General features: G+C 61.8%; 23 protein-coding genes. 15 read left to right on the top strand and 8 right to left on the bottom strand.

The features are described 5' to 3' along the window. Positions 1 to 61: 61 nt before the first annotated feature. Together EM858_RS17365 and EM858_RS17360 are read left to right on the top strand one after the other, a co-directional pair. On the top strand, positions 62 to 1,252 hold the full coding sequence (locus tag EM858_RS17365) for a DUF932 domain-containing protein (RefSeq protein WP_127757414.1): 1,191 nt from the start codon (positions 62 to 64) through the stop codon (positions 1,250 to 1,252). A gap of 155 nt (positions 1,253 to 1,407) precedes the next feature. Then, positions 1,408 to 2,340, top strand: a complete 933-nt coding sequence (locus EM858_RS17360; protein WP_245483014.1) for a hypothetical protein — start codon at positions 1,408 to 1,410, stop codon at positions 2,338 to 2,340. 37 nt (positions 2,341 to 2,377) lie between these two features. Here EM858_RS17360 and EM858_RS17355 read toward each other — a convergent pair whose 3' ends face one another. Continuing rightward, entirely contained in the window at positions 2,378 to 3,568 is a 1,191-nt protein-coding gene (locus EM858_RS17355) for a DUF1173 domain-containing protein (protein ID WP_164865464.1), read from the bottom strand. A 248-nt stretch (positions 3,569 to 3,816) separates the two neighbouring features. Between EM858_RS17355 and EM858_RS17350 the strand changes: the two genes are divergently transcribed. From EM858_RS17350 to EM858_RS17320, 6 genes are all read left to right on the top strand, one after another. Continuing rightward, the gene (locus EM858_RS17350; protein WP_245483013.1) at positions 3,817 to 4,131 is read left to right on the top strand and encodes a DUF6117 family protein; all 315 of its coding nucleotides are present in this window, start codon (positions 3,817 to 3,819) and stop codon (positions 4,129 to 4,131) included. Then, a complete protein-coding gene (locus tag EM858_RS17345) occupies positions 4,115 to 4,522 on the top strand; it encodes a hypothetical protein (RefSeq protein WP_127757412.1) in 408 nt (135 codons plus the stop codon). The genes EM858_RS17350 and EM858_RS17345 overlap by 17 nt, the downstream gene beginning before the upstream one ends. A 135-nt stretch (positions 4,523 to 4,657) precedes the next feature. After that, positions 4,658 to 4,813: a hypothetical protein gene (locus tag EM858_RS27170; RefSeq protein WP_164865463.1), complete on the top strand. Its 156-nt coding sequence runs from the start codon at positions 4,658 to 4,660 to the stop codon at positions 4,811 to 4,813. 234 nt (positions 4,814 to 5,047) lie between these two features. Then, on the top strand, positions 5,048 to 9,520 hold the full coding sequence (locus EM858_RS17335; protein WP_127757411.1) for a bifunctional class I SAM-dependent methyltransferase/DEAD/DEAH box helicase: 4,473 nt from the start codon (positions 5,048 to 5,050) through the stop codon (positions 9,518 to 9,520). A gap of 4 nt (positions 9,521 to 9,524) precedes the next feature. Beyond that, a complete protein-coding gene (locus tag EM858_RS17330; protein ID WP_127757410.1) occupies positions 9,525 to 10,565 on the top strand; it encodes a toprim domain-containing protein in 1,041 nt (346 codons plus the stop codon). A gap of 377 nt (positions 10,566 to 10,942) precedes the next feature. Then, on the top strand, positions 10,943 to 11,884 hold the full coding sequence (locus tag EM858_RS17320) for a DUF2493 domain-containing protein (protein WP_127757409.1): 942 nt from the start codon (positions 10,943 to 10,945) through the stop codon (positions 11,882 to 11,884). A gap of 50 nt (positions 11,885 to 11,934) precedes the next feature. Here the strand turns inward: EM858_RS17320 and EM858_RS17315 are convergent, their stop codons facing one another. The 3 genes from EM858_RS17315 to EM858_RS17305 all read right to left on the bottom strand — a co-directional run bounded on the left by EM858_RS17315 (position 11,935) and on the right by EM858_RS17305 (position 13,317). After that, positions 11,935 to 12,213, bottom strand: coding sequence for an HU family DNA-binding protein (locus EM858_RS17315; RefSeq protein ID WP_127757464.1), 279 nt, complete (start codon positions 12,211 to 12,213; stop codon positions 11,935 to 11,937). Between the two features lie 112 nt (positions 12,214 to 12,325). Then, positions 12,326 to 12,835: an RES domain-containing protein gene (locus EM858_RS17310; protein ID WP_127757408.1), complete on the bottom strand. Its 510-nt coding sequence runs from the start codon at positions 12,833 to 12,835 to the stop codon at positions 12,326 to 12,328. Further along, positions 12,832 to 13,317: a DUF2384 domain-containing protein gene (locus EM858_RS17305; RefSeq protein WP_127757407.1), complete on the bottom strand. Its 486-nt coding sequence runs from the start codon at positions 13,315 to 13,317 to the stop codon at positions 12,832 to 12,834. Before EM858_RS17305 ends, EM858_RS17310 begins: the two co-directional genes overlap by 4 nt. A 247-nt stretch (positions 13,318 to 13,564) precedes the next feature. On the opposite strand from EM858_RS17305, the gene EM858_RS17300 reads away from it, so the two are divergent. From EM858_RS17300 to EM858_RS27165, 4 genes are all read left to right on the top strand, one after another. Next, positions 13,565 to 13,831, top strand: a complete 267-nt coding sequence (locus EM858_RS17300) for an antitoxin of toxin-antitoxin stability system (RefSeq protein WP_127757406.1) — start codon at positions 13,565 to 13,567, stop codon at positions 13,829 to 13,831. Next, positions 13,828 to 14,226: a type II toxin-antitoxin system VapC family toxin gene (locus tag EM858_RS17295; RefSeq protein ID WP_127757405.1), complete on the top strand. Its 399-nt coding sequence runs from the start codon at positions 13,828 to 13,830 to the stop codon at positions 14,224 to 14,226. The genes EM858_RS17300 and EM858_RS17295 overlap by 4 nt, the downstream gene beginning before the upstream one ends. Positions 14,227 to 14,828: 602 nt before the next feature. Further along, a complete protein-coding gene (locus tag EM858_RS17285; RefSeq protein WP_127757404.1) occupies positions 14,829 to 15,152 on the top strand; it encodes a DUF736 family protein in 324 nt (107 codons plus the stop codon). A 343-nt stretch (positions 15,153 to 15,495) separates the two neighbouring features. Then, the gene (locus EM858_RS27165; RefSeq protein WP_164865462.1) at positions 15,496 to 15,663 is read left to right on the top strand and encodes a hypothetical protein; all 168 of its coding nucleotides are present in this window, start codon (positions 15,496 to 15,498) and stop codon (positions 15,661 to 15,663) included. A 140-nt stretch (positions 15,664 to 15,803) separates the two neighbouring features. Here EM858_RS27165 and EM858_RS17280 read toward each other — a convergent pair whose 3' ends face one another. Continuing rightward, positions 15,804 to 16,142, bottom strand: coding sequence for a WGR domain-containing protein (locus tag EM858_RS17280; RefSeq protein ID WP_127757403.1), 339 nt, complete (start codon positions 16,140 to 16,142; stop codon positions 15,804 to 15,806). 369 nt (positions 16,143 to 16,511) lie between these two features. On the opposite strand from EM858_RS17280, the gene EM858_RS27435 reads away from it, so the two are divergent. Both EM858_RS27435 and EM858_RS17270 read left to right on the top strand, forming a co-directional pair. Further along, a complete protein-coding gene (locus EM858_RS27435; RefSeq protein ID WP_245483012.1) occupies positions 16,512 to 16,901 on the top strand; it encodes a hypothetical protein in 390 nt (129 codons plus the stop codon). A gap of 95 nt (positions 16,902 to 16,996) precedes the next feature. Continuing rightward, positions 16,997 to 17,242 carry a hypothetical protein gene (locus EM858_RS17270; RefSeq protein ID WP_127757402.1) on the top strand — a complete coding sequence of 82 codons (246 nt, stop codon included), beginning with the start codon at positions 16,997 to 16,999 and terminating at the stop codon, positions 17,240 to 17,242. 4 nt (positions 17,243 to 17,246) lie between these two features. On the opposite strand, the gene traG is transcribed toward EM858_RS17270, so the two are convergent. Genes traG through EM858_RS17255 form a run of 3 tightly spaced genes read right to left on the bottom strand, consistent with a single transcriptional unit; the run spans position 17,247 to position 19,673 of the window. Then, positions 17,247 to 19,166 carry a Ti-type conjugative transfer system protein TraG gene (traG, locus tag EM858_RS17265; RefSeq protein ID WP_127757401.1) on the bottom strand — a complete coding sequence of 640 codons (1,920 nt, stop codon included), beginning with the start codon at positions 19,164 to 19,166 and terminating at the stop codon, positions 17,247 to 17,249. After that, positions 19,163 to 19,396 (bottom strand): conjugal transfer protein TraD, encoded by a 234-nt coding sequence (locus EM858_RS17260; protein ID WP_127757400.1) that lies wholly within the window; start codon positions 19,394 to 19,396, stop codon positions 19,163 to 19,165. Before EM858_RS17260 ends, traG begins: the two co-directional genes overlap by 4 nt. Beyond that, positions 19,386 to 19,673, bottom strand: coding sequence for a TraC family protein (locus EM858_RS17255; RefSeq protein ID WP_127757399.1), 288 nt, complete (start codon positions 19,671 to 19,673; stop codon positions 19,386 to 19,388). The genes EM858_RS17260 and EM858_RS17255 overlap by 11 nt, the downstream gene beginning before the upstream one ends. A 223-nt stretch (positions 19,674 to 19,896) precedes the next feature. On the opposite strand from EM858_RS17255, the gene traA reads away from it, so the two are divergent. Then, complete coding sequence (traA, locus tag EM858_RS17250) at positions 19,897 to 24,534, top strand: Ti-type conjugative transfer relaxase TraA (RefSeq protein WP_127757398.1); 4,638 nt, start codon at positions 19,897 to 19,899, stop codon at positions 24,532 to 24,534. Positions 24,535 to 24,685: the final 151 nt, after the last annotated feature.

The following is a 24,685-nucleotide window of genomic DNA, read 5'->3' as shown; positions in this document are numbered from 1 at the left end:
CCACCAGCCCGGTTGCCGCAAGAGCGCTCAACCGGGCTTTTTCGTTTCAGGAGACTTCATCATGAACACCATGATTTCCAGCCCGCGACCGACATCGGTCGGATTCAAAGTCGACATATCCCGCGGTGAACGCATCGGCCGCGTTTCATCGGAATGGTTTTCGCGTCCAGACGACGAGCGTTATCTTTCACTTTCGGATTTGCATCATGCCGTCAGCGCCAGGACGGAACGCGCCCGCGTTCGCACAGTCGAGACTTCCGAGATCCGCGTCGAGGCCACCCGCGAGAACGCCGAACGCCTGTCCCTGATCGTTCCCGGCGGGCGCGAGCCGGTCGCGCCAACACACTGGAGCTACGGTCAGCTCTGCAGCCTCGTTGGTGCACCTGCGAGCTACATGCGCCAGCTGCCAGCACCGCTGGCGGCGATCAATCTGCAGCACGGGCTCCTCAGTCACACCGCCGAACTGGTCAAAACGCTTGAGATGGACGACGGTCGCGTCGAATTGCGTGCGGTCACCGGTCCGGAATACGGGCGCATCTGGGACAGGGATTTGATCGCGGCCATCATGAACATTGCCGGCAATGGCACAGGCGATACGATCTGGAAGGTTCCCGGTCTGCTCGACTGGTCTACGATGACCCACAATCCTTTCGTCGACGTCACAAAGGATACGACGACGCTATACGCCAGCGATCGCGATGTTTTCGTCTTTCTCTGCGATGACACGCATCCAATCGAAGCCGGGCGACTGCCGAATGGCGAGCCTGATTTATATTTCCGTGGCTTCTATGCCTGGAACAGCGAGGTTGGCTCGAAAACGCTTGGGATCGCGAGCTTCTACCTGCGAGCAGTGTGCGCCAACAGGAATCTCTGGGGGACCGAGAATTTCGAGGAGATTACCATTCGCCACTCGAAGTTCGCTGCCCAGCGCTTCGCCCACGAAGCCGCCCCGGCGCTGACGACCTTCGCGAACTCCTCGCCCGCACCGTTCATCGCCGGCATACGTGCCGCCCGTGAACGCATCGTTGCCCGAAACGAGGAGGATCGCTCCGAGTTCCTGCGCAAGCGCGGCTTCTCGAAGGCCGAAACCGGCAAGATCAGCGAAACCGTTCTTTCCGAGGAGGGCAGACCACCGGAGTCGATCTTTGACTTTGTGCAGGGCATCACCGCCCTTGCGCGGGGAAAGTCCCATCAGGACGGCCGGCTCGAACTTGAAGGCAAGGCGAAGAGACTGCTCGAAAGCGCGGCCTGACCACGTCCCTACCAGCCATCCTCGTCCATCGACTTCATCGCCCGGCCGCCACGCCGGGTTCTTCCCGTTCCCGGAATGGAAACATCATGACTATGCTTGAGACCAGGATCTACAGCCATCCGCCCCTTCCGCTGGCAGACATCAGCCCACTCGAAATGCTGATCCTCACCAATGTGCTCGAGTGCAGCGAAACCGAAGAGGGTCTTGTCCTGTTTACGGATGTCGGACCGACCAATCCGATCCGTGTGAGGCGCGGCGAGCTGGTCGCCGCGTTTGGTGCCTCAGCGCGGAACGCCGGGGATCCGGTCAACCTCTTCATCGCCGACCGTATCCTCGCCCTTCAGCCAGCACGGGGCAACACGGTCGAAGACGATGTAATGATCGAGATCGACCTTAGCGGTTTCCCGTGGCAGTTTGTGGTGCAGGGCATCGTCGCGCGATCACCGGATCTGCACGAGGTCGCGGTGATTCAATGGACGAACCACCCCTCGCAACGTCCGGAGAGTTTTGGCGCCGGCGTTTCGCTGATCACCGCCAAGGCCGTCCATCACGCCACAAGCGAAGATATTCTTGGCCGGTTCAGACTTAAGGACAAGGCCATCCCAGTTGCCACATCGGTGGTTCCTTCTTGTCGGGACAACAACGCTCCGGCCGGTAGCGCTGCAAGCGATGTATTCACGGTAAAGGAGATCGAGACGGCTCTCTGCCTCTGGGAGGCGATGCTTTATTTCCGCGGCCTGCATCAGGATGGACGGCCGGTCCCGGAGACAATCGCCCGCATGTCGGAATTGTGGGATGCCGTTGGTTGGCAGGCGATGCGATCCCATGTCCGCGAGATCGTGCCCTTCGCACTTGCCGTCTATAGCGACGTCTGCGAAGAGCTTGAGGAAGAGGGTTTCACCTTCGATTTCGATTTCGCGCCGGCATTTGTCGAGACCCTGTGCTGGTCCGAGGACGCGGCTTTTCGCGAAGGCGAACCGGGTGAGCTCCGTGAAAACGTGATGGCGGCCGTCAGGCGGCATCGGCAGGATGTCGTCGCGCGACATAGGCCGAGCTACGACCCGGCTTCGTGTCACGTCGACCGTTGAGGAAAGGCGTTGGCGGCCGAGCCGCGGCGTTCGCGGATCAGGGAAGCCGCGGGATTTCACCCTCCGCGACCCGCCAGACCCAGGGTGTGATCTCCGGCCTCGTCTCGATCATCTCCGCAAGCGCCTGTTCGTAATCCTCTCCGGCGCTCGGCGGAACGATGAACATGGCGACAGGCGCCGGTTTCTGCTCCGGCAGTGTCACCGACACGATCGGCGCATCGCGTGGCAGGTTGAACCGCAAGCCTTTGACGCTCTTTCGCTTGACGTGACCGAGCTTTTCCAGAAGCCGTAGCTCGTGGATATCCTCGAACGGCAGCCAGTGCTCGTTGACCACCATCAGCGATACCTCTTCGACCGCCGCAATGCCGGCGGCCGAGACGCCGAAGGTGGCGATGACGATCAGATGGAATGCCTCGTTCGAGCGCCACAGATCAAGCTCGACTTCATGGCGCGCGGCGAGCCGCCGCCACGCGCCTTCCTCGATCATCAGCGGAAAAGGCATGTGCCGTACGCCGATCCTCTGCCCCTCACGCGCGGCGGAAAACTCCTTCACTTCCGCCACGATCATCATCAGCTTGCGTGGACCCGAACCGGCCGCCTGCACGCCCTTGAGCACCGCGGCGCGCCGGGCGGCGATCCCATCCTTGTCGTCGGGATGAAACACTTCCGGCACGAAGAGCATGTCGGCCAAAGTCGTGCCTCTGGCCGTCATTTGCCCGGCGGCGTTCAGAAGGCTTGTTCGCACCCGGCCCCAGCCGCGTCTGCCGGCCCAGGTCGAACGCCACTCGGTGAGTTCGCCCGCCTCCCAGAGATAATGCAGCATTGCCCGCAACGACAATTTCTTCGGCTCGCTGCGAATGCCGTGTTCGGAGGCTTCGCTTACCGCACCGGGCGCAGCCCGAGGCCCGCGCTTCGTCAGCGAGAAATCCAGTTTCAGGGCGGCCTTGCCGTTCGCATCGATCTGTATAGCGTTTCCGATGAGCGGCCCCAGGCCCGACAGCTCGTAAGGAGGCTCATAGGAGGGGCATGCGGGATCATGATCGCGTCCCGATAGCGGCATTCGCTTGATGACATACAGGTCGTCCACCCTGGCGATGTACATCGGCACGGGCGGTTCCTTGCACATGCACATCGGCCGAAGCCTTTGCTCGTAGGCCTGCGGAAGGAGTGCTCGCAATTCAGGCGACGACTCTTCCATCACCCGACCATCGATTGTGAATGTTCGCACTCTGCTCTCCCGTTCGGATCTCGAACCTACGCGACTCCGACGCATTTTACTATCTAAAAATAGGCAGTAAAGCGCTGCGATCTCAGCGACTTCAGCCTGAATCCGGCCTTCGCCGTTGAGCGGCATGTGCGAGCGCCATGTCGCCCGATGCGAGATCTCCCGCACCTTCCGATGGTGAAATCGACAGTCACCGGCATTGAGAAACCCTTCGCCCGGCGCATGCCGGGCCTATTCCGCCAGGAGATAAAATGACAATACCCAACCATGCCAGGACCAATTTCCAAACCCTCTTGCGCGCAGCCGCAGACGGTAACCTCGTCTTGATGGAATGCCTGGATTCCCGGACGAGCGAACCTCGTTATGTCCTGTGCGCTGTTGGACAGGATGGGACGGACCGGGTGTTCACACCGTTTGGACATCTTTCCGACGGCAACCCCTACGACGCTTATTTGCCGCCCGATCCTGATAACCCTCGAGGCTTTCTGACGCCGGGTCAGGCTCGATCCGAAAGCCGCTCGCCAGCCGCCGATGACAGGGGAGAGAGCAATGCGGATCAGGCGTAAACCCCGGCCAGGAGAACAGCCGAACTATCTCGCTCACTCCCTCTACGCGGCAGAACTCGGGGCGCCCCACCTCGGCCATTATCGTTCGACACCTCCTGGTGCGCCGGATGTGGCTGCACTCGTCCATCCCGGCATGATGATCCGCACGTCGTACGGTACGGGCGGAACGGTGATCGGGGTTAAGGGCCCCTATGTGCATCTTGCATCCGATGGCAGAGAGCATCCGCATTTCACGATCGTCTACGTGCCGTCCGAACGGTTCGGTCGGCACAGCAAGCTCGATCACAACTGGATCAACGAATGCGTTGCTGTCGACGGCCGGATCCTGAAGCTTCTCGAAGTCAACCTCGATGAGGTCTTTATCGAAGGGGGGGCCTCCGGCCGGCGCTGACGCTCCGGGGAGACCCCCCACCAATCTTCCTTCCAACCAGGCCCGGTGCTCCGAAGAGTGCCGGGCCTTTTCGCGTTTTCAGGAGAGTATCATGACCAGGCCTGCACTCGCCCGGTTTCTGCGCCAGTCGCACCGGTGTTTCTCAATTACCGTTCTCATATCGTTCGGCCCGTCTGTTTCGCCATCGTCTATTGGGACGGCCCGGGCGATACCCTCTACGCCTTCGAGGATCGCGACGTCTTCGAGCGCCACCGCGGCACGGTTGAGAGACATTTCGTGCATGTCCATTAGCTGTCGGCCGAGGAAGCGGCCGAATGGATCGCAGCCGGCGGAAATGCCGTCCTGCATACCGTGTCGGCCGGGGGTGTTGCGGCATTCGAAAATCTGAAGCTCGCGCCCGGCTGAAGGCCGGGCGCCCGCCGCGTTGATCGCCTGGAGGGAGAGAGGGGCCGGAAAAGGGCGGTCTGCCGGGGCTTGGAGAGCGTCCGGGTGGGCCAGTCCTTTCCCGCTCTCGACAGGGTTCCCATGAACATCGTTCCCTCCCGCGCCACAAGCTCGACCGGCGCCTCATTCGCAACCGCCCATCCCACCAGCCGAGCATGCAAACTCGTTCAGGCTGGCCACGCGCTTCTGCCATCTCTCGAGGGTGGCCGGTCCATCGGTGCAGCCGATCTTCGGACTATTTTGACGGACATTTTCGGCGGCTCGGACGCAGACGGCCTCTGGTCATGGAAAGACGCCTACGAGGCGACCGAAGTGGCGCAGGTCCTGTTTCTGCGCAAGTTCGGCGCGGCGATCACCGCCCGCGCAAATGCACCGCAGGCAACGCTGGCAATGCTGACCAAGGTGGCGGGTTTGGTCCCGACCCACACGCGGCGCTCCGAGGAAAGCCAGCAACTCCAGCAATTTTCGACGCCGGTACCATTGGCCTATATCGCGGCCCGTGCCGCGGACATCGTGGCGGATGATACCGTGCTCGAACCCTCCGCCGGGACCGGGCTGATGGCGATCTTCGCCGAACTCGCGCATGCGCGCCTGTCTCTCAACGAATATGCGCCCCTCCGCCACGGTCTTCTGCAACTGCTCTTTCCCGGGTCGGCCGTGGCGCAGCATGATGCCGCCCATATCGACGATTATCTCGATCGTTCTATCCGCCCGACCGTCGTCTTGATGAACCCGCCGTTTTCCGCCGGCGTTCATGTCGAAGGCCGTATCGCAGACGCCGCATGGCGTCATCTCGCCTCCGCCTTCGCACGGCTTGCCCCCGGCGGACGACTGGTTGCGATCTCCGGCTCAAGTCTCTCTCCCGACAACCTCACATGGCGCGACGCTTTCGTCCGTCTGCAGGAGCGTGGCACGGTCCTGTTCAGCGGCGCGATCGATGGCTCCGTTTATGGCCGGCACGGCACGACGATGGAGACCCGCCTGACCGTGATCGACAAGATCGCCTCCGCCGATCCGACGCGCCTCATCGCCTCGCATGGCATCGCCCCTGATCTCGAGACCTTGCTGTCGTGGACGTCGAGCCTGCCGCCTCGCTCGCCGACGTCCGCGTCACAATCGACCGGCGCTCCTTTCAACGAAACCGCCTGCGCTAGCGCGGCGAAGATGGCCGCCCGAAACACATCTACACTGCGGCACGCTACAGTATCAGCACCAATCGTGCGTCCTCTCTCCGCTACTCGCGCACCGCGCCCTGTTTCCTCACTACCCCCACGCGTCGATGATGTCGTGGTCGAACTCTCCTACGAACTCTGCGATGCGGCAGCGACGACCCGCTGCGACGTCACTGAGGGCATCTACGAGCCTTACCGGCTGCAGGCGATCCGCATTCCCGACGCAAAACCGCATCCGGACAAGCTCGTCGAATCCGTCGCCATGGCATCGGTCGCACCGCCCAAGCCGAGCTATCGGCCGCATCTGCCGAAGTGCGTCATCACCAGCGGCGACCTTTCAGACGCGCAGCTTGAAAGCGTGATCTATGCCGGCGAGGCCCATTCGGGTTACCTCGCCGGTCACTGGTCCGTTGACGCCAGTTACGACAACCTCAAAGCCGTCAAACCGGAGGATGAGGGCTCTGTCCAATTTCGCCGGGGCTGGTTTTTGGGGGATGGCACAGGTGCAGGCAAAGGTCGGCAGGCTGCCGGTATCATCCTCGACAATTGGCTCAAGGGTCGCCGCCGCCATTTGTGGATTTCCAAATCCGAGACACTGATCGAGGATGCCCAGCGTGATTGGAGTGCGCTCGGCCAGGAGAAGCTGCTCGTGACGCCGCTGTCACGCTTCCGCCAGGGCAAGCCGATCAAGCTCGATGAAGGAATCCTGTTCGTCACGTTTGCGACGTTGCGCACGGATGAACGCGAGGGGAAGCGATCGCGTGTCCAGCAAATCGTTGACTGGCTCGGTCAAGAGGCGGGCAGCGGCGAAGCCGCCACAGGGAACGCAAGAGGTTTCGATGGCGTCATTGTCTTTGACGAGGGGCATTCGATGGCCAATGCCGCCGGCGGAAAGTCCGAGCGTGGCGAAAAGGCAGCCTCGCAGCAGGGCCGTGCTGGTCTGCGCCTGCAGCGTGCTCTCCCGGACGCCCGTGTCGTCTATGTTTCGGCGACCGGCGCGTCCGAGGTCGAGTCGCTGGCCTATGCCGAACGCCTTGGACTTTGGGGCAGTACTGATTTCCCCTTCTCGACGCGATCGGAATTCATCGCCGCGATCGAGGACGGCGGCGTTGCAACCATGGAAGTGCTCGCCCGTGATCTCAAGGCAATGGGCCTCTACGCTTCCCGGTCCCTGTCCTTCGAGGGTGTGGAATATGACATCCTCGAACACGAGCTGACCGAGGAACAGGTTCGCATCTACGATTCCTATGCCGAAGCGTTCCGGGTCATTCATAACAATCTGAACGCCGCCCTCGAAGCCTCCGGTATCAGCAGCAGCAAGGGAACGCTCAACAAAAATGCCAAAGCCGCCGCCCGCTCCGCCTTCGAAAGCTCGAAGCAGCGCTTCTTCAATCACCTGTTGACGTCCATGAAGACGCCGGCGTTGATCGACGCCACGACCGGGGACGTGGCGGACGGGCATGCAGCGATCGTCCAGATCATATCGACCGGCCAGTCCCTGACCGAACGCCGGCTCGCGGAAAGACCGACAGAGGAGTGGGGCGATATCCAGGTCGACGTCACGCCGCGCGAGATCGTTGCGGAATATCTCAACCATTCCTTCCCGACCCAGCTCTTCGAGGAATATTCCGACACCGAAGGCAATCTCCTGTCGCGGCCAGTCTATGACGCCGCCGGCAACCCCGTCATGTGCCGGGAAGCCGTCGCTCGCCGGGACGCGTTGCTCGAACGGCTCGGCAGCCTGTCGGCGATCCCGACCGCGCTCGACCAGATCGTTCAGCACTTCGGCACAGATCGCGTTGCTGAGATCACCGGTCGCACGCGCCGGATCGTACGCCGCGATGACGGCGGCACCATCGACCGCTTCACTGTTGAAAGCCGGCCGGGCAGCGCCAATCTCGATGAGACCCGGGCCTTTATGGACGATGAGAAGCCGATCCTGATCTTCTCCGAAGCCGGTGGCACGGGCCGGTCCTACCATGCCGATCTCGGTGCGAAGAACCAGCGCCTGCGCCTGCACAATCTTCTCGAAGCCGGCTGGCGCGCCGACGTTGCGATCCAGGGTCTCGGGCGAAGCCATCGCACCAACCAGGCACAGCCTCCGCGCTTCCGGATGATCGCCACCAACGTCAAGGCCGAGCGTCGCTTCCTGTCGACCATCGCCCGACGTCTCGATACGCTCGGCGCCATCACCCGCGGCCAGCGCCAGACAGGCGGACAAGGGATGTTCCGCTCGGAGGATAATCTTGAATCCCAATATACCCGCGATGCGCTGCGGCAGTTCTACAAGCTGATCCATGGTGGCGGCGTCGTGGGATGCTCGCTCGAAAAATTCGAGGCGATCACCGGGCTTTCGCTCAGCGCGGAAGAGGGTGGTCTGAAAGACGAGCTGCCGCCGATCCATACCTTCCTCAACCGCATGCTGGCGCTCACGATCGAAATGCAGAACCTGTTGTTTGATGCTTTTGAGCAACTGCTGGCCGCCCGCATCGAGGGCGCAATCGCCTCGGGTGTCTATGACAGGGGCCTCGAGACACTGGTCGCCGATCGCATGACGGTGAAAGAAAGGCGACTGGTTTACACCCATCCCGTTACCGGCGCCCAGTCGCATCTGTTGACCATCGAACGCATGGATCGCAATCAGCCGATGCAGATTGCCGACGCTCTTGGGCTCCATCAGCGCGACCCACGGGCAAAGCTGATGATCAACGGCAAGTCCGGCCGCCCTGCCGTGCAGGTGCCGACGCGTTCGATCATGCTTGAGGACGGTTCGGTCCAGCCGCGCGTGGCGCTCATCCGGCCGATGGACGAAATCCGTTTCGAGCTGCGCCAGCTCGATGAAACGAACTGGGAAGAAGTGGACGAGCAGCGATTTTCCGCTGCCTGGAGCGCAGAAGTCGCCGATCTCCCCGAGTTCTCGGTTTCGACCATGCACGTCGTCTCAGGCCTCCTGCTGCCGATCTGGAAACTGCTGCCGCAGGATTATTGCCGGGTCTATCGGCTTGAGACCGACGAGGGTGAGCGGATCGTCGGCCGCCTGATCTCTTCAGAACGGCTTTCCCGGCTTTGCCGGAATTTCGGGCTCGATCAGACAGAAGTCGTCAGCGCCGAAGAGGTGTGGGAATCGCTGCTCGGTGGGTCCGCGGTCGTCGCACTCGCAGGCAATATGACGCTGCGGCGCGTTCGGGTGATGAACGATTATCGCATCGAGCTTGCCGGCTTCACCGACGGGATGCGCGACAGGTTGAGATCGATCGGCCTTTTTTCCGAGATGATCGCCTGGAAGGTTCGGTTCTTCATCCCGATCTCGGATGACGGACAGGCGGTGTTGTCGCGCCTCATCGAGCGGCATCGCGTCGTCGATGTCGCCGGACGGGGCTGACGCCATGTTGTCAGCCTCCGAACTTGCGGACCGTCTGGCGCTTGATGCCGAGGCGGTCTGCCGCCATTACCTCTCCGCCGGCCGCAGGGCCGGCAATTACTGGATCGTCGGCGACACCGCCAACAGCAAGGGAAAGTCCCTCTACGTTCATCTCACCGGCCCGCGAGTGGGGCGGTGGGCAGATGCGGCGACTGCGGAGTATGGCGACCTGCTCGACCTCGTGCGGGAGACCTGCGGGTTGATCGACTTCCGCGATGTTCTAGACGAGGCCCGGCGTTTCCTCAACGAACCACGGGTCAGCCCGGTCTCTTCTTCCGGCAGGGACCATAGGCTCGAAAGCCAACCGGTTGAAAGACCGGCTGCGGAACGTGCACGACGCCTGTTCCAAATGACGCAGCCGCTCGCTGGCACTTTGGCTGACAGCTATCTGCGTCGGCGCGGCATCTTGCGCGCCTCTCTGCATTCCTCGCTCCGCTTCCACCCGTCCTGCTACTATCGCGATCTCGTCAGCGGCGGAAACTGCAGTTATCCCGCGCTGATCGCAGCGGTGACCGACCAAACGGGCACGGTCACGGGCGTGCATCGCACCTGGCTCGATCCTGGCGGCGACGGCAAAGCTCGGGTTGAGGATCCTCGCCGTGCGCTGGGCGGGCTGCTCGGCAACGCCGTGCGGTTCCGCTTTCCCGTTGATGGCCCTGTACCCGTCATGGCGGCAGGCGAGGGGCTCGAAAGCATGTTGTCGCTCTCGCATGTGATGCCTGGCATGCCTGTGGTCTCGGCGCTGACGGCCAATCACCTTGCCGCCTTCCGGCCACCGGTCGGGTGTCTGCGTCTCTATGTTGCCGCCGATGCGGATGCCGCCGGCAGGCATGGGATAGAAGGACTGAGCCACCGGGTGCAGGCGCTCGGCGTCCTGCCGCTTGTGCTTACCCCGGATCTCGGCGACTTCAACGAGGATCTGCGCCGGCTTGGACCGGACCGACTCATCGCAAATCTCCGGGGTCAACTCGCACCGGAAGACGCCAGGCTCCTTCTTCCCTCGTAGTGCGGCCGAGAAGGGGACGCCGGACGGGGCGTGGGCGTGGCTGGCAGGGCCGGTCCTGTCAGTCCCCCTCCCGGCGGGGTGCGCCTGCGGGCCTGCCGAGAGGCGACCCATACCAGTCGGCTGTCTTGCCTTCAGCGGGTCGGTCAGGTTTCTTCCCCGCGCCGGCTTTTTAGTCCGCATCGGCTATCCCGAAAACCGGTTGCCGGTTTCGGACCGTTGCGGCAGCCGGCGCTCCTCGCGGGCCAAGAAACCCTCCCTTAACCGCCCGGCGCTGCGCTGGGCCGCTTCACTTCGCTTGCGGTTCCGGCCTGCCCGCCGCCTGGACAGGGATCGCCGTCAGGCCGCGAGAGGCGCGGCCCAAACCGACGGAGACCATCATGAACCTCATCCTTCCCATCGACGACACCTTCGAACCCGACCACGCGTCCTCCCCGACCGACCGCGTCATCTACGAGATGCAAGTCTATGGCTACCGCCCTTACCAGGACGAGCCGGACCCGCGCCCACTGCCGGAGGAGCCGGTCGTCCAGTCAGTGCTGACCGCGATGTTCTCCGCAATGTTCGAGATGCTCGGCGACACGCGGCTGGAGCCTGATCTCGAAGACCTGCTCTGGTCAACGGTCAATCTCTTCCACCGCGCCGGCGAGCGTATCCAGCGCGAACTTCAGCGCAACGAGGACGCCCAGCGGACCGGCCAGCGCGAGCAGGACGGCTCGGAGGTGAAAAGCGTCGAGCTTGAGCGCCATGTCGTCGAGGGCATCACGCTTCTCGAACGCCGTAATGCCTTCGAGTTCATGCGCGATTACGCCGCCGATCTCTTCGAGGCCCAGACCGGCTCTGCATGGCGGCCGCGCACCGGTTCCAAGGTCAACCACACCAACATGACCGCGGCGATTATCGACAGCAGGGATTTCTTGTCTGCCCGCCGGCACGCCGAAACCACTGTGCTGGTCCCGGCCGGGACCAAGATCGCCTTCGGCGGCGGCATGGACTACAATGATCACGACCGGATCTGGGCTGCGCTCGACAAGGCCCGTGCCAAGCACGCGGACATGATCCTGCTGCACGGCGGCTCGCCGAAAGGCGCTGAACGTATCGCCGCCTGCTGGGCCGAGGCCCGGAAGGTCACCCAGATCGCCTTCAAGCCCGACTGGAATAAGCACGCCAAGGCCGCCCCGTTTCGCCGCAACGACGACATGCTCTCAGTCATGCCATCGGGCGTCATCGTCTTTCCCGGTTCCGGCATTACCGACAACCTTCGCGACAAGGCCCGCCGGCTCGGTATCAATGTCTGGGAACTCAAAGGAGATGGCGCGTGAGCGCCATCTCCTTCGCAGTACACCATCTCGCGCTCGTGTTGCGCCCGAGACTACTTGTTCAGCGCATCCTTGAGTGCCTTCGCCGGAGTGAAGGCAAGCTTTTTCTGTGCGGCGACCTTGATCGTCGCCCCGGTTGCGGGATTGCGCGCGTCGCGCTCCGGCGTGTCCTTCACTTTAAACTTGCCAAAGCCGGGGATGGACGTTTCCGCACCGGACGTTGCAGCGGCCGTGATGGCGGCAAATACGGCTTCGACGACAGCCTTGCTTTGGACCTTGGTCAGGTTGTGTTCGGCGGCGATCTTGTCTGCGATTTCATTGGTGGTGGTCATAGGCAATCCCTCTCCTGTCGGAACCAAAGCCTTCCCACCGGGAGAACCTGCTGTCACGTGGTTCATGCCTCACTCGCAGCTGCCTTAGCCACCTTTCCACAAGTTCTGGTGATTAGATGGCCGCCGGTGGGTGCAGACGGGTATCAAGGGCGAAGGTCTCCTGGAACTTCAGCGAATAGCTGCCGGCCGCCTGGCTCGCGACAAAGATCAGGTTCCAGCTGTGAGTGGAGACCGCGCTTGGGATTGCAACAAAGCGATGCTGCCGCAGCAGGTCGTCGCCGAACGCTTGCTGACCGGCGCTCGGAATACCGGGCCGAAGCCAGTTCGGATTGGGAACGGTGGCCGGATCGACGACATGCACCGCGTCGGTGTCGGCGATGACAGCGGCCGTCAGGATATGCGGGATTGTATCGAGCGCGCGAAAACCCTTGTGGACCGCGACCTCAAGGATCGCCGTGGCCGGGTCGATGGAGCAGTAGATCGCCCGTACGCCCTTGCTGTTCCAGCGACCGCCGACACGAAAAGCGCCTTCACCGCTATCCCATGTTGGGTCATAAGCGGCTTGGTCGAGCCGCCATGCGATCAGCTCGGAACCGCCAAGCGCAATCGGCAAAGGCGTCATGCATAGACGCCATATTCAAGCCGTTCCAGATAGTCCTCGACCAGTTCGACGCCGGCAGGCGTCCCGAGCAGGTCGATCGGGCGGCGCTGATCGAGCCCGATGGCCGGACGCTCCAGCCATTGCTCGGCTTCCGCCTGCGTTCCCAGCACATCCGTTGCCTTCGACAGGATTTCGGCGAATTTCCATGCTCGACCGCTTTGCTCCTGGCTCAGCGGCTTGGACGGCGCGTCCTTTCGGCGTTGCCATGTCCTGAGGCTCATACCGACGGCCTTTTCGAGGGACTCGGTTTTTCCGATAAAGACCAGGCTTCCGACGAGATGATCGACCGCGGAGGCCGGTAATCCGATCAGCAGCAATTCATGGGCGTCGAGCGCTGTTGTCAGCCGGCGCGACAGCACGCGAGTGCCACCGAGTAGGGCCTCGATCTTTTGCAGTTCCCCGCTGGGTGTTATTGAAGAAGGTGCTTTTGCTGCGACCGCCATCACTGTCTCCTGCGTCATCTGTCGCTCATAATATGACATCTGTCGCCGATCGTTTCAAGTGCCAGTGAATGCGGCGACTTCTCTCATCGGCGGGCCTCTGGCTAAGCGCCTTCGCAATTACTCTGAATTTCGCGAGAAAACCGTCGGCGCTGAAAAGCAATAGAAATTTCTGTCGCAACCTCAGGAGCGAAACCCCTTGCATTTTTGAGGAATTGTGTACACATTTCCCCCAGAACGGAGCCTCCAAATGCCTCAGTCCCGGCCACAGACACCATCTCCCCGCCGTGTCGGCGTGCGGGAGTTTCGCGGCAATCTGACGTCCTTTCTCAAGCAGGTCGAGGACGGCCAGCGGTTTGTCCTCACCTCCCATCATAAAGTCGTTGCGGAAATCGGGCCACCATCAAAGGACATTGTGGCTCGCAAACCCGGCGCGTTGCGCGGCAAGATCAAAGTTGCCGAAGACTTCGACAGCTTGCCGGCGGACGTCCTGACTTCGATGGAAGACGAGGCGTGAGGCTTCTGCTCGATACGCATGCCTTGTTGTGGTGGTTGAACGACGACGCGAAGCTGGGCACCCGTGCGCGCGACCTTATCGGCGACTCTGAGAACGACGTTCTTGTCAGCGTTGTCTCCCTTTGGGAAATCACCGTGAAGCTGCGGATTGGCAAACTCGATGCCGATATAGAAGAGATTCTTGCGATCTTGCCGGATCAAGGTTTCGATCGGCTGGATATCACGGACGCGCATCTTGTCGCTCTCGCTGCTCTTCCGTTTCATCACCGTGATCCCTTCGATCATCTCCTTATGGCGCAGGCCATAGGGGAGGGCGCACATTTCGTTTCGCAGGATCGGAATGTGGCGCTTTACGGTATTCCGTTCGTGACTTGCTCGGATCCCGTCGCCTTGTGATTTTCGCGGGTTTTCATCTGACGATGAAGCCGGCCCCGATCACGGAGGGCGCGCTTACCGACGCGTTGTGACCGGCGGATACGAACCGCTCAGACGGCCGGGCGAATTGGCGAAAGCCCGGAGCCGATGCCCCACGCGAGCCGCGTCATCCGATATTGCATACTGTCTGCGGGCTGCGGTGCGGTCACCGCGCCGACCGCGCGGACACGCAACGTGTGATGTTGGCAGCAGGCGCGCTCATCCGCATGTCGCAGTTGAGACCAGGCGAGGGCACGGCACTAGTCCGGATGGCAGCGAAGCGCTCATGAGGCGTGAGGCCAAAATCCCGCAGCGCTGGGCGGGGCAGTCAGGTTATCGCGCCCTTCAGTTGCCCCGGACCATTCCCGTTTTTATGTCGCTCGTATAGACGACCGCCTGCTTTTGCGGCCAACCCCTGAAGGGGTAAGACTCGGGCAAAATTTTTGCGAAATTCGATTTTGGTTGTTTTCCTCTGGCGGAAAATAGAATTTCGCAAAAATTTTGCCCGAGCTGACCGCAGCAGGTCGGCCGTCTCTTCGTGCGTCATCGGGAAATGGTCCCGAGCAACCGAAGGAGACACAACCATGGCCACCACGATCGCAACCCTGACGCAGAAGACCGACGGCATCCTCGAGGGCATCTTCGCCACCATCCGGGTTAACGCCCCGATCGCCATCATCCCAAACGCCACCAAGGCTAGCGAGGAAGCCCCCGACTACCGCGTCATCCACCGCAAGACCGGCTTCGAGATCGGCGCAGGCTGGAACCGCATCGCCCGCCAGACCGGCGAGGAATACCTCTCGGTGAAGCTGGAAGCCCCCGAGATCGGCGTGATCTTCGGCAACCTCGCCCAAGCCCCCGGCGGCGACCCGAGCAAGAAGGTGATCCTCTGGAACAACCCGAACTGAACGGCGAGCACCGGCCCCGAGCGATCGGGGCCGGCTCTAGCGTGTGCGGCCAGCGCCGGAACAATTGGCTGAAATGATCGCGGGCATCGAGCCCGCGATCATTCCTCCTGGTGCCACACGAGACCAAACCCTGTCTGCTCAGAACGCCAAGTCTGCCCGTGAGCATCGCGCCGCCTCAAGGACATCGCGGCCCCTCCAATTTTCAGCCGACGCCCTCAAGGGCGCCGTCAGAAAATCGGTTCCTCCACTCGCCGCCTCCGGCGGTCGCGTGCCGCGATCCTTGACCCGGCCCGATCCTCACGCCCCCGGGACGTCATCTTTCACAAACCTCAAGGAGATGAAGATGACGCTGGAACATCACATTGAAGAATTGCGCGCCGAACTCAGGAACTGCTGGGACCGGGAGGAGCGTCGCGAAATAGAGGCGGAGCTGGAAGCGGCGGTTGCCGAACTCAATATCTTGATCGACGAACTGACGCAGGATCTGCGGGATCAGAAGCCTCCCTTCTGAGGGAGGCGCTTACCGCACCGCTAAGCCGGCCTCGCCGGATCGACCGGCGAAGCCGGCTCCAATTCCGTTGCGCGTATAAATGGACAACTCCACCTTTCCTCGTATCCGGCCTGCAGGGGCAGCGCCAACCGTAGCGTTCGTTATACGATGCGTTGATGCCTGATCGTCTTCAGGCTGTAGCCGCGGGCCCGTTTCCGGCATAGGAGATCGAGAAACATAGCGACGGCTTCCATTTCCCCGTCGAAGTGATGTTCGATTGACTGTCCGCTGGAGCCGATGCGGCCCCATCGCCGGGTCAGGCAGAAGGTGCCGAACAAGGTCGATTCGATCGAGAGCGCATAATAACGCGCCATGTTTCTGGCTGGATCCGTGCGTTCGATATAGAGCTGGTAAGGTTGAGCGAGCATGGCCCAAGAATCGCCGATCGCGGAGGCCCGGTCCAACGACAGTTTTGAATCGAAACGCCTGCATCGATTCATTTTCGTGATCTTTGCTTGTCATGTCATGGCTGTTGGCGCGGACAGTGTTCGGGCGAGCCGGCCGCTGGCCGACCGTGCTCTGCTCGCGCCGTTCCGTCGCTCCCCGAGCCGGCGTTGCCGTCTCGGCCTTTGGTGACGATCACTCTCGCGGGCAAACCGTATCGACCCGCCGTCACGCCTCAACGGTCGCTTCCTCGCGCGTTGCAACGACTGCGCCGGCCATGCTCCCTCAAGCATTTTATGAATCGGCACCATTGTCATAGTCGCCGATATCCTCCGGTACCACTCCGACAACCTCGTTCTTGCCCTTAGCCGCAGCTTCGGTCTAGAATCCCAGCGATCGGAATTCCGCTAAAGATGGAGCCAGCAATGTCGACAAAACCGCTGGCCGCCGAAATCGGGTCCGAGGCGACGGAGCCCCGCAGCACCCGGCGAGTGTTTCCTGCCATCGCGCGACTTCTCCTCCTGATCGTCCGTGCGCTGACGAAGGCGACGCTCCACACCGCGTGGTGTCTCGCCTTCTACATTCTCAGCATGTTTCGCCCGTTCACCGGGATGGCGATGCTGGCGGCAATCGTCATGTTGCCGCTCTCGATTGCAGCCTTCGTCAAGCCCGAGGCAGCGAACGGTATGCCGTTCTGGGCTTTCATTCTGATGACCTTCGGTTTCGCCGGCTTCTCCATCGGATACACAATCTTTCTCGACTCGATCACGCCACCGGGCCTGCAAGATACGTCCCGCACGGTTCCGCCGCGGTGACCGCGGCTAATCAATCAGCGAGGGGTTCGGCTCGCTTTCACTGGCCGGTCGGGCTATGTTCGAGAGATCGTACTATCTCCAACGAGGAAAATCAGATGGCATCCATTGAAGAAGCGGCCGCCGCGACAAACTCCATCCAGGAGCACGTGTCATCCGCGCTGGAAAGGTTGCAAGGTGGTTTTAACGGTCGCATCGTCAATGGCTTCGGGGTTTATGCCGATCCGTCAAACCGACGCTACGACCTGATCGAGGCGCGCAAGGCAATCGACGCGGCTCTGACCGTCATGAAGGAAACGAAATGGCCGACAGAAGCCGAATACGACGCACACGAAAACGCTTGAGCCGTTAAGGTCTCAGCTTGGCGAACCTGTTGGGTTTGGCCTGCGTGGCCATGTCCTTTCGTCTGAAATAGATCGCCCGACCGCAACGGATCGGACTGTGGCCCTGGACGACGATGATCTGCTCGTCCTTCCTCATCGACTGTGTGATCTCATGCGGCATGATCAGCGGTCGGCGCTGGAAATTGACGCTCTCTGATTTTCGCGATGCGCTGTTTTTCGTGTCCCAGCCGATGTTGCGGGAACTGCCCTTCACCTCGACGGTCATCTCCCCGCATTGCGCCGAGACGTTGCGCGCTGTCTCCAATGCTTTGATCGCGGCATAGCTCGCGAACGCGCAGCCGTCAATCCACGAGACCGCACCGTCTTTTCCAAAATGCCGCTCAAGCTGACCGACGGACTGGTAGAGGAGCATCATGCTGACGCCGTACTTGCGACCACGGTCGCGCGCCTCTTCGAGCACGCGCATGTAGCCGAGCAGGTCCACCTCATCCAGCATGAACAGCGCCCGGCGCTCGAACGCGCCGTCAGCTTCAATCATGCCATTGATCAGCGAGCCGACGATGACACGCCCGATCCCCGGATAGGAGCGCAGGATCGATGCGGGGATATTGAGGAACACGTCTTTTTTACCGCCGATGAGATCGCTGGCTCTGAACGTGTTGCCACAAACGAGGGCTGCGTAATTGTCGAGCGACAGCCATTGCGTATCCTTCGACGCGGTCGAATACACGCCCGAGAACGTCTGCTCGGTCATGTTGACAAACACGCCCAACGTTTCGCTGATGAACTTCGACGCTGAATTCTGCTGGACGTCACGGAGCATCGCGAGCACGGAGGTTTCCGGCTCGGAGACGATCTGACGAAGACTGCGCAGGTTTCGCCGTCCTGCATATTCCGGCGAGAGCATTACATGCGCCAGAAGGCCGGTCAGAAGATTGTGTGCCTGCGATTGGAAATAGGACCCGGTCGACGATTCGAAGCGCACGCTTTCCGACAACAGCATGTGGGCGATGCCGACAATGTCCTGTTCTTTCTGCTTGGAGGTCTCGATGCCATCAAGCACGTTGAAGCCCATGATCGGGTTTGTCGGGTCTAGCACCATCACCTGACGCCCGAGTTTCTCCCGCCGATGCTCGACGACTATGGGCGCGACCTCGGTGGACGGGTCGAGGCAGATCAGCGGTCCGGAATATCGAAGTGCTGTCGGGATCACGTTGCTGGTGGTTTTGTACCCACCGGACCCCGCGAAAAACAGCATGTGAGTGGAATCGAAATCTTGCCGGTAGGTGAGCAACGGCGCCTTGCCGCCTTGTCCCCAGGTCGCCGGATCGTTTGGATCGAAGGGCAGCTCATGAACGATTTCCCTGTCGACACGGTAACGCTCCCCAACGACAACCTCCCCGTCGTCGGGAAAGAGCCGGCCCGCCGCGGACATGGAGAGCCAGTCCGCGTCTCCGAAAGTACCGCGCTTGGCGCGCTTCACCGGTTCGGAGACGACCGTCGAGATGCGCGCGGACGCCGCCGTCGCCATGAAACCGACGACGGCCCCGACAACCGCGACGATATCGATGAACGACAGCGCCTGGTTCCATGTCACCGCACCGCTCTCGACGGACGGTGAAAGCCGGCTGAATTCCCGCAAAGCATAAAAGCCAGCAACGAATAGGAAGCAGATGAGCGTCGCCATCGCGATCGGCTTTCGGCGATGCAACGGCAAAGCCCAGACGGTCAGAAGTCCCGTCAGTGGTCCGAACAAGAGAACCGGCACGGGAGAGGCTCGAAGAAACCAGTATTGTGTTTTTCCGCTCATGCCGGCGGCAAGTTCCGGCCAACGCCAGCCGACGACATAGGCGGCAAAAGCTGTGACTGTGATCGGCACGAGTATGAGCAACAGGCTCAGGTGGGGATTTGCTCTGATTGTCATTCTGCGGCCTCGACCATGAGCGGCGTGCCGCCATCCAGCACCGGGGCTTTGAAAGCCTCCTCTCCGATCCCCCGGAGCCGCCGATGCTCCGGTGAACTCGGTGCAATCCTCGCAAGATCGAGCAACCCGCCGAGCAGGAAGGCGCGATCCGCTTTCGACAGCCCGGCTCGGACGACGATGCCGCCAAGCAGAAATTTCTCACGGGCTTCCTTTTTCCGGTCAGCTGTCATGAGGAACCTCCGTCTCCGCACCAGCCCCACCATTTGCCTGTCCACGCGGCGCAGCAGATGCCCCACCAGACCCCCTCTTTTCAGCTTTGTGAAATCGCGCTGCGATCTCTTCGAAGATGCGGTCGACCTCCTCATCAGCGATCTCCATTTCCGCCAGCCCCGACTTTGTCGCAGCGCGCGCGAAACGATCGGCAGATTTTACTATCAAAGTTTTTTTACGCTCTCGCAGCTTCTCGATCTGAGCGTCAATATCTAGAATCGCCAATTTGGTCGCCACTATTAGTATCCTTCCAGGGTTCGAAAAAATCGCAGATGAGTATTTAACTTACTAGAAAATGGTAGTCAAATATGCCACTATGCACAAGTCCCCAAAACGTCGATGCCGGAATTCCGGCTTGGGCCGTCTTCCGGAAAAGCGGTATCGGCCCTGCGGTCCGATCGGTTTGAGGGCGCAATATACGTCGCTGTCGCGACGTACTTGAGAGGTTCGGAGGCCAGTCGTGGCGATCATGTTCGTCAGAGCGCAGGTGATCGGAAGGGGAGCGGGGCGCAGCATCGTCTCGGCCGCTGCCTATCGTCATCGCGCCCGGATGATAGACGAGCAGGCCGGTACGTCCTTCAGCTATCGGGGAGGGGCGTCTGAACTCGTACATGAGGAATTGGCGCTGCCGGACCAGATACCTGCCTGGCTGAAGACGGCCATCGAAGGCAAAAGCGTGGCCGCCGCCAGCGAGGCGTTGTGGAATGCGGTTGACGCCTTCGAGACGCGGGCGGATGCACAGCTCGCTCGGGAACTCATCATCGCCCTGCCGGAGGAACTGACACGGGCGGAGAACATCGCCCTGGTGCGCGAGTTCGTGCAGGACAATTTTACGTCGAAGGGCATGATTGCCGACTGGGTGTTCCACGACAAGGAGGGCAATCCGCATATCCATCTGGTGACGACGCTGCGTCCCCTGACGGAGGAGGGATTCGGGCCGAAGAAGGTTGCTGTGCTTGGCGAAGATGGCGAGCCGCTGCGCGTCGTCACGCCGGACCGTCCGAACGGCAAGATCGTCTACAAGCTCTGGGCCGGCGATAAGGAAACCATGAAGGCGTGGAAGATCGCCTGGGCGGACACGGCAAACCGGCATCTGGCGCTTGCCGGCCATGAGATCCGTCTCGATGGGCGCTCCTATGCTGAACAGGGCCTTGACGGGATTTCGCAAAAGCATCTCGGCCCGGAAAAGGCAGCGCTCGCCCGCAAGGGCGTCGAGATGTATTTTGCGCCGGCCGATCTTGCCCGCCGGCAGGACATGGCGGATCGATTGCTCGCGGAACCGGAGCTTCTGTTGAAGCAGCTCAGTGGCGAGCGCTCGACGTTCGACGAAAAGGAGATCGCCAGGGCGCTGCACCGCTATGTCGACGATCCCGTCGATTTCGCCAACATCCGGGCGCGCCTGATGGCGTCGGACGATCTCGTGACCCTGAAGCCGCAGGTGTTCGATTCTGAGACCGGAAAGGCGGCGGAGCCGGCCGTCTTCACCACGCGCGATATGCTGCGCATCGAATATGACATGGCGCAGTCGGCGCGCGTTCTTTCCGAGCGCAAGGGTTTCGCGGTTTCCCCTCAGGCAGTCGCTGCCGCCGTCGAGACTGTTGAGACTGCTGATCCTGAAAAGCGGTTCCGGCTCGACGCGGAGCAGGTCGACGCTGTCCGTCATGTCACGGGCGAGAGCGGTATCGTGACGGTGGTCGGTCTTGCCGGCGCGGGCAAGTCGACGCTGCTTGCGGCGGCGCGTGTTGCCTGGGAAAGCGACGGTCGCCGTGTCGTCGGAGCAGCACTTGCCGGCAAGGCGGCGGAAGGACTGGAAGACAGTTCGGGCATCAAGTCGCGCACGCTGGCGTCATGGGAACTGGCCTGGGCGAGCGGGTGCGATCTGCTCGAGCGCGGCAATGTGCTCGTCATCGACGAGGCCGGCATGGTGTCCTCGCAGCAGATGGCGCGCGTGCTGAAAGCCGTCGAGGAGGCTGAGGCAAAAGTCGTCCTCGTCGGTGATGCCATGCAGTTGCAGCCGATCCAGGCCGGTGCTGCGTTCCGGGCCATATCGGAGCGGATCGGCTTTGCCGAACTCACTGGCGTCCGCCGTCAGCACGAACAATGGGCGCGCGATGCTTCCCGGCTCTTTGCGCGCGGCGAGGTCGAGAAAGGCCTCGACGCCTATGCCCAACATGGCCATCTGGTCGAGGCGGACACGCGTGATGAGATCGTCGGTCGGATCGTTGTCGACTGGACGGAGGCGCGCAATCGGGCGATCGAGGCTTCCGTCTCGGAGGGCAGGGAAGGCCACCTGCGCGGCGACGAGCTGCTCGTGCTCGCCCACACCAACGAGGACGTTAAGCGGCTGAACGAGGCATTGCGATCGGTGATGATCGACGCCGGCGCACTCAGCGATCATCGCTCGTTCCGGACAGAGCGCGGTGAGCGGGAGTTCGCTGCCGGTGACCGGATCATCTTTCTTGAAAATGCCCGTTTCGTGGAGCCGCGCGCCAAAAACCTCGGTCCGCAATATGTGAAGAACGGCATGCTTGGCACGGTCGTTTCCACGGGCAACAAACGTAGCGATGCCCTGTTGTCCGTCCGTCTCGACAATGGCCGCGATGCTGTGATCAGCGAAAACAGCTATCGCAATGTCGATCATGGTTATGCCGCCACTATTCATAAATCTCAAGGGTCGACCGTCAATCGGACCTTGGTGCTCGCCACCGGCATGATGGACCAGCACCTAACCTATGTGTCGATGACGCGTCATCGCGACGGCGCCGACCTCTATGCCGCGAAAGAGGATTTCGAGGCGAGACCGGAATGGGGATGGAAACCGAGCGCCGATCATGCGGCCGGCGTGACCGGCGAGCTCGTGGAAACGGGCGAAGCAAAGTTCCGGCCCGATGACGAGGATGCCGACGAGAGTCCCTATGCCGACGTCAGGACTGATGACGGGACCGTTCATCGCCTCTGGGGCGTGAGCCTGCCGAAAGCGCTGGAGGAGGCGGGCGTCTCGGAGGGCGACACCGTGACGCTGCGCAAGGATGGTGTCGAAAAGGTCAAGGTCGAGATTACGGTCGTTGACGAGAAGACCGGCGAGAAGCGCACCGAGGAACGCGAGGTCGACCGCAATGTCTGGACGGCCAAGCAGATCGAATCCGCGGAAGTGCGCCAGGAGCGCATCGAGAAGGAGAGCCACCGGCCGGAATTGTTCGGGCGTCTGGTCGAGCGCCTGTCGCGCTCCGGTGCGAAAACCACGACGCTTGATTTCGAGAGCGAGGAGGGCTACCGGGCGCATGCGCAGGATTTCGCGCGGCGGCGCGGGCTCGACACGCTCTCCCAGGCCGCGGCCGGAATGGAGGAGGGCGCTTCCCGGCGGCTGGCGTGGGTTGCGGAAAAGCGAGAGCTGGTGGCGAAACTCTGGGAGCGCGCGAGTGTGGCCCTCGGCTTCTCGATCGAGCGGGAGCGTCGTGCCGCCTACCATGAGGACCGGGCGCAAACTGTCGCTGAAAGAATTCCGGTCAGCGGGCATTATCTGATTCCGCCGACCACTCAATTCGCTCGCAGTGTCGATGAGGATGCGCGGCTGGCGCAGCTTTCATCGCATGCCTGGAAGGATCGGGAAGCGATCCTGCGGCCGTTGCTGGAGAAAATCTACCGCGATCCGGTGGCCGCCCTCTCGACCCTCAATGCCCTGGCGTCTGACGGTGACGTTGAACCTCTGACGCTTGCCGAGGATATTGCCGCAGCACCGGATCAGCTCGGCCGACTGCGCGGTTCTGATCTGGTGGTCGACGGACGCATAGCCCGCAACGAGCGCGCGGACGCAATGGCCACTCTGAGGGAATTGCTGCCCTTGGCGCGCGCCCATGCCACGGAATTCCGCCGGCAGGCCGAGCGCTTCGGTATCCGCGAACAGCAACGACGCGCCCATATGTCCCTGTCGATCCCGATGCTGTCGAAGCCGGCAATGGCACGCCTCGTCGAAATCGAGAGAATCCGCGAACGGGGCGGGGACGATGCCTACAAGACCGCTTTCGTCTATGCCGTCGAGGACCGCCAAGTGGTTCAGGAGGTCAAGGCCGTCAACGACGCCTTGACCGCACGCTTCGGCTGGAGCGCCTTCACCGCGAAGGCCGATGTGGTTGCCCAGCCTAACATCGCCGAGCGTATGCCGGAGGATCTTGCTCCCGAGCGTTGCGAAAAGCTGACGAGCCTGTTCACCGTTGTCAGGCGTTTTTCAGAGGAACAGCATTTGGCCGAAAAACAGGACCGTTCGAAGATCGTCGCCGGCGCGAGCGTCGAGGTTGGACAGGAAGCGATACCCATGCTGCCGATGCTGGCCGCCGTGACCGAGTTCAAGACGTCGGTGCAAGAAGAAGCGCGCATCCGTGCCAGCGCTGTCGCGCACTATCGTCACCATCACGCAGCCCTTGCCGAGACCGCGACGCTCATCTGGCGCGATCCTGCAGGCGCGGTTGAAAAGATCGAGCAGCTTATCCGACAAGGTTTCGCCGGCGAGCGGATCGCCGCGGCGGTCAGCAACGATCCCTCTGCCTATGGTGCGTTGCGTGGTTCTGACCGCCTGATGGACAGGTTGCTCGCCGTCGGTCGCGAACGAAAGGAAGCGCGCCAGGCCGTGCCGGAAGTTGCCAGCCGCGTGCGTTCGCTCGGTGTGTCGTGGGCGACAGCCCTTGATGCGGAGACTCGAGCCGTCACCGAGGAGCGTCGGCGCATGGCGGTTGCCATCCCAAGGCTATCGCAGGCGGCCGAGGATGCACTCCGGAAACTGGTGGCAGATGTGAACAGGCAGAACAAGGACAAGCAAAAGAACACCAGGCGCGGTGTTGCTGCGGGTTCACTCGAGCCACGTGTCGTCCGGGAGTTTGCAGAGGTCAGCCGGGCGCTCGACGAGCGTTTCGGGCGGAATGCGATCCTGAGGGGTGAGAAGGATGCCGGCAATCTCGTCTCACCGGCGCAACGCCGCGCTTTCGAGGCGATGCGAGAGCGCCTGCAGGTGCTGCAGCAGGCGGTGCGGGCAAAAAGCACTCAGAACATTATTGTCGAGCGCCAGCGTCGCACGATCGAACGAGGCCGTGTTTTCACTCGATAGGAATCGGCAGAACGGGACCGAAACGTTTGGTGGAAGATCACAAACGTTGCTGAGAGGATTGATTGCGTCAAATCGAGGCAGCCGGCAGCCGCTCGCGACGAGGCCTGCGCCAGGCACAATATTACATGACGCTGGTCCACTTGGTGGTTCG

The organism is Agrobacterium sp. CNPSo 2736 (assembly GCF_004005385.1).
GTDB classification, from domain to species: Bacteria; Pseudomonadota; Alphaproteobacteria; order Rhizobiales; family Rhizobiaceae; genus Agrobacterium; species Agrobacterium leguminum.
Note: the sequence above shows the minus strand (reverse complement) of the source record. Positions and strands in the feature narration are given on the sequence as shown.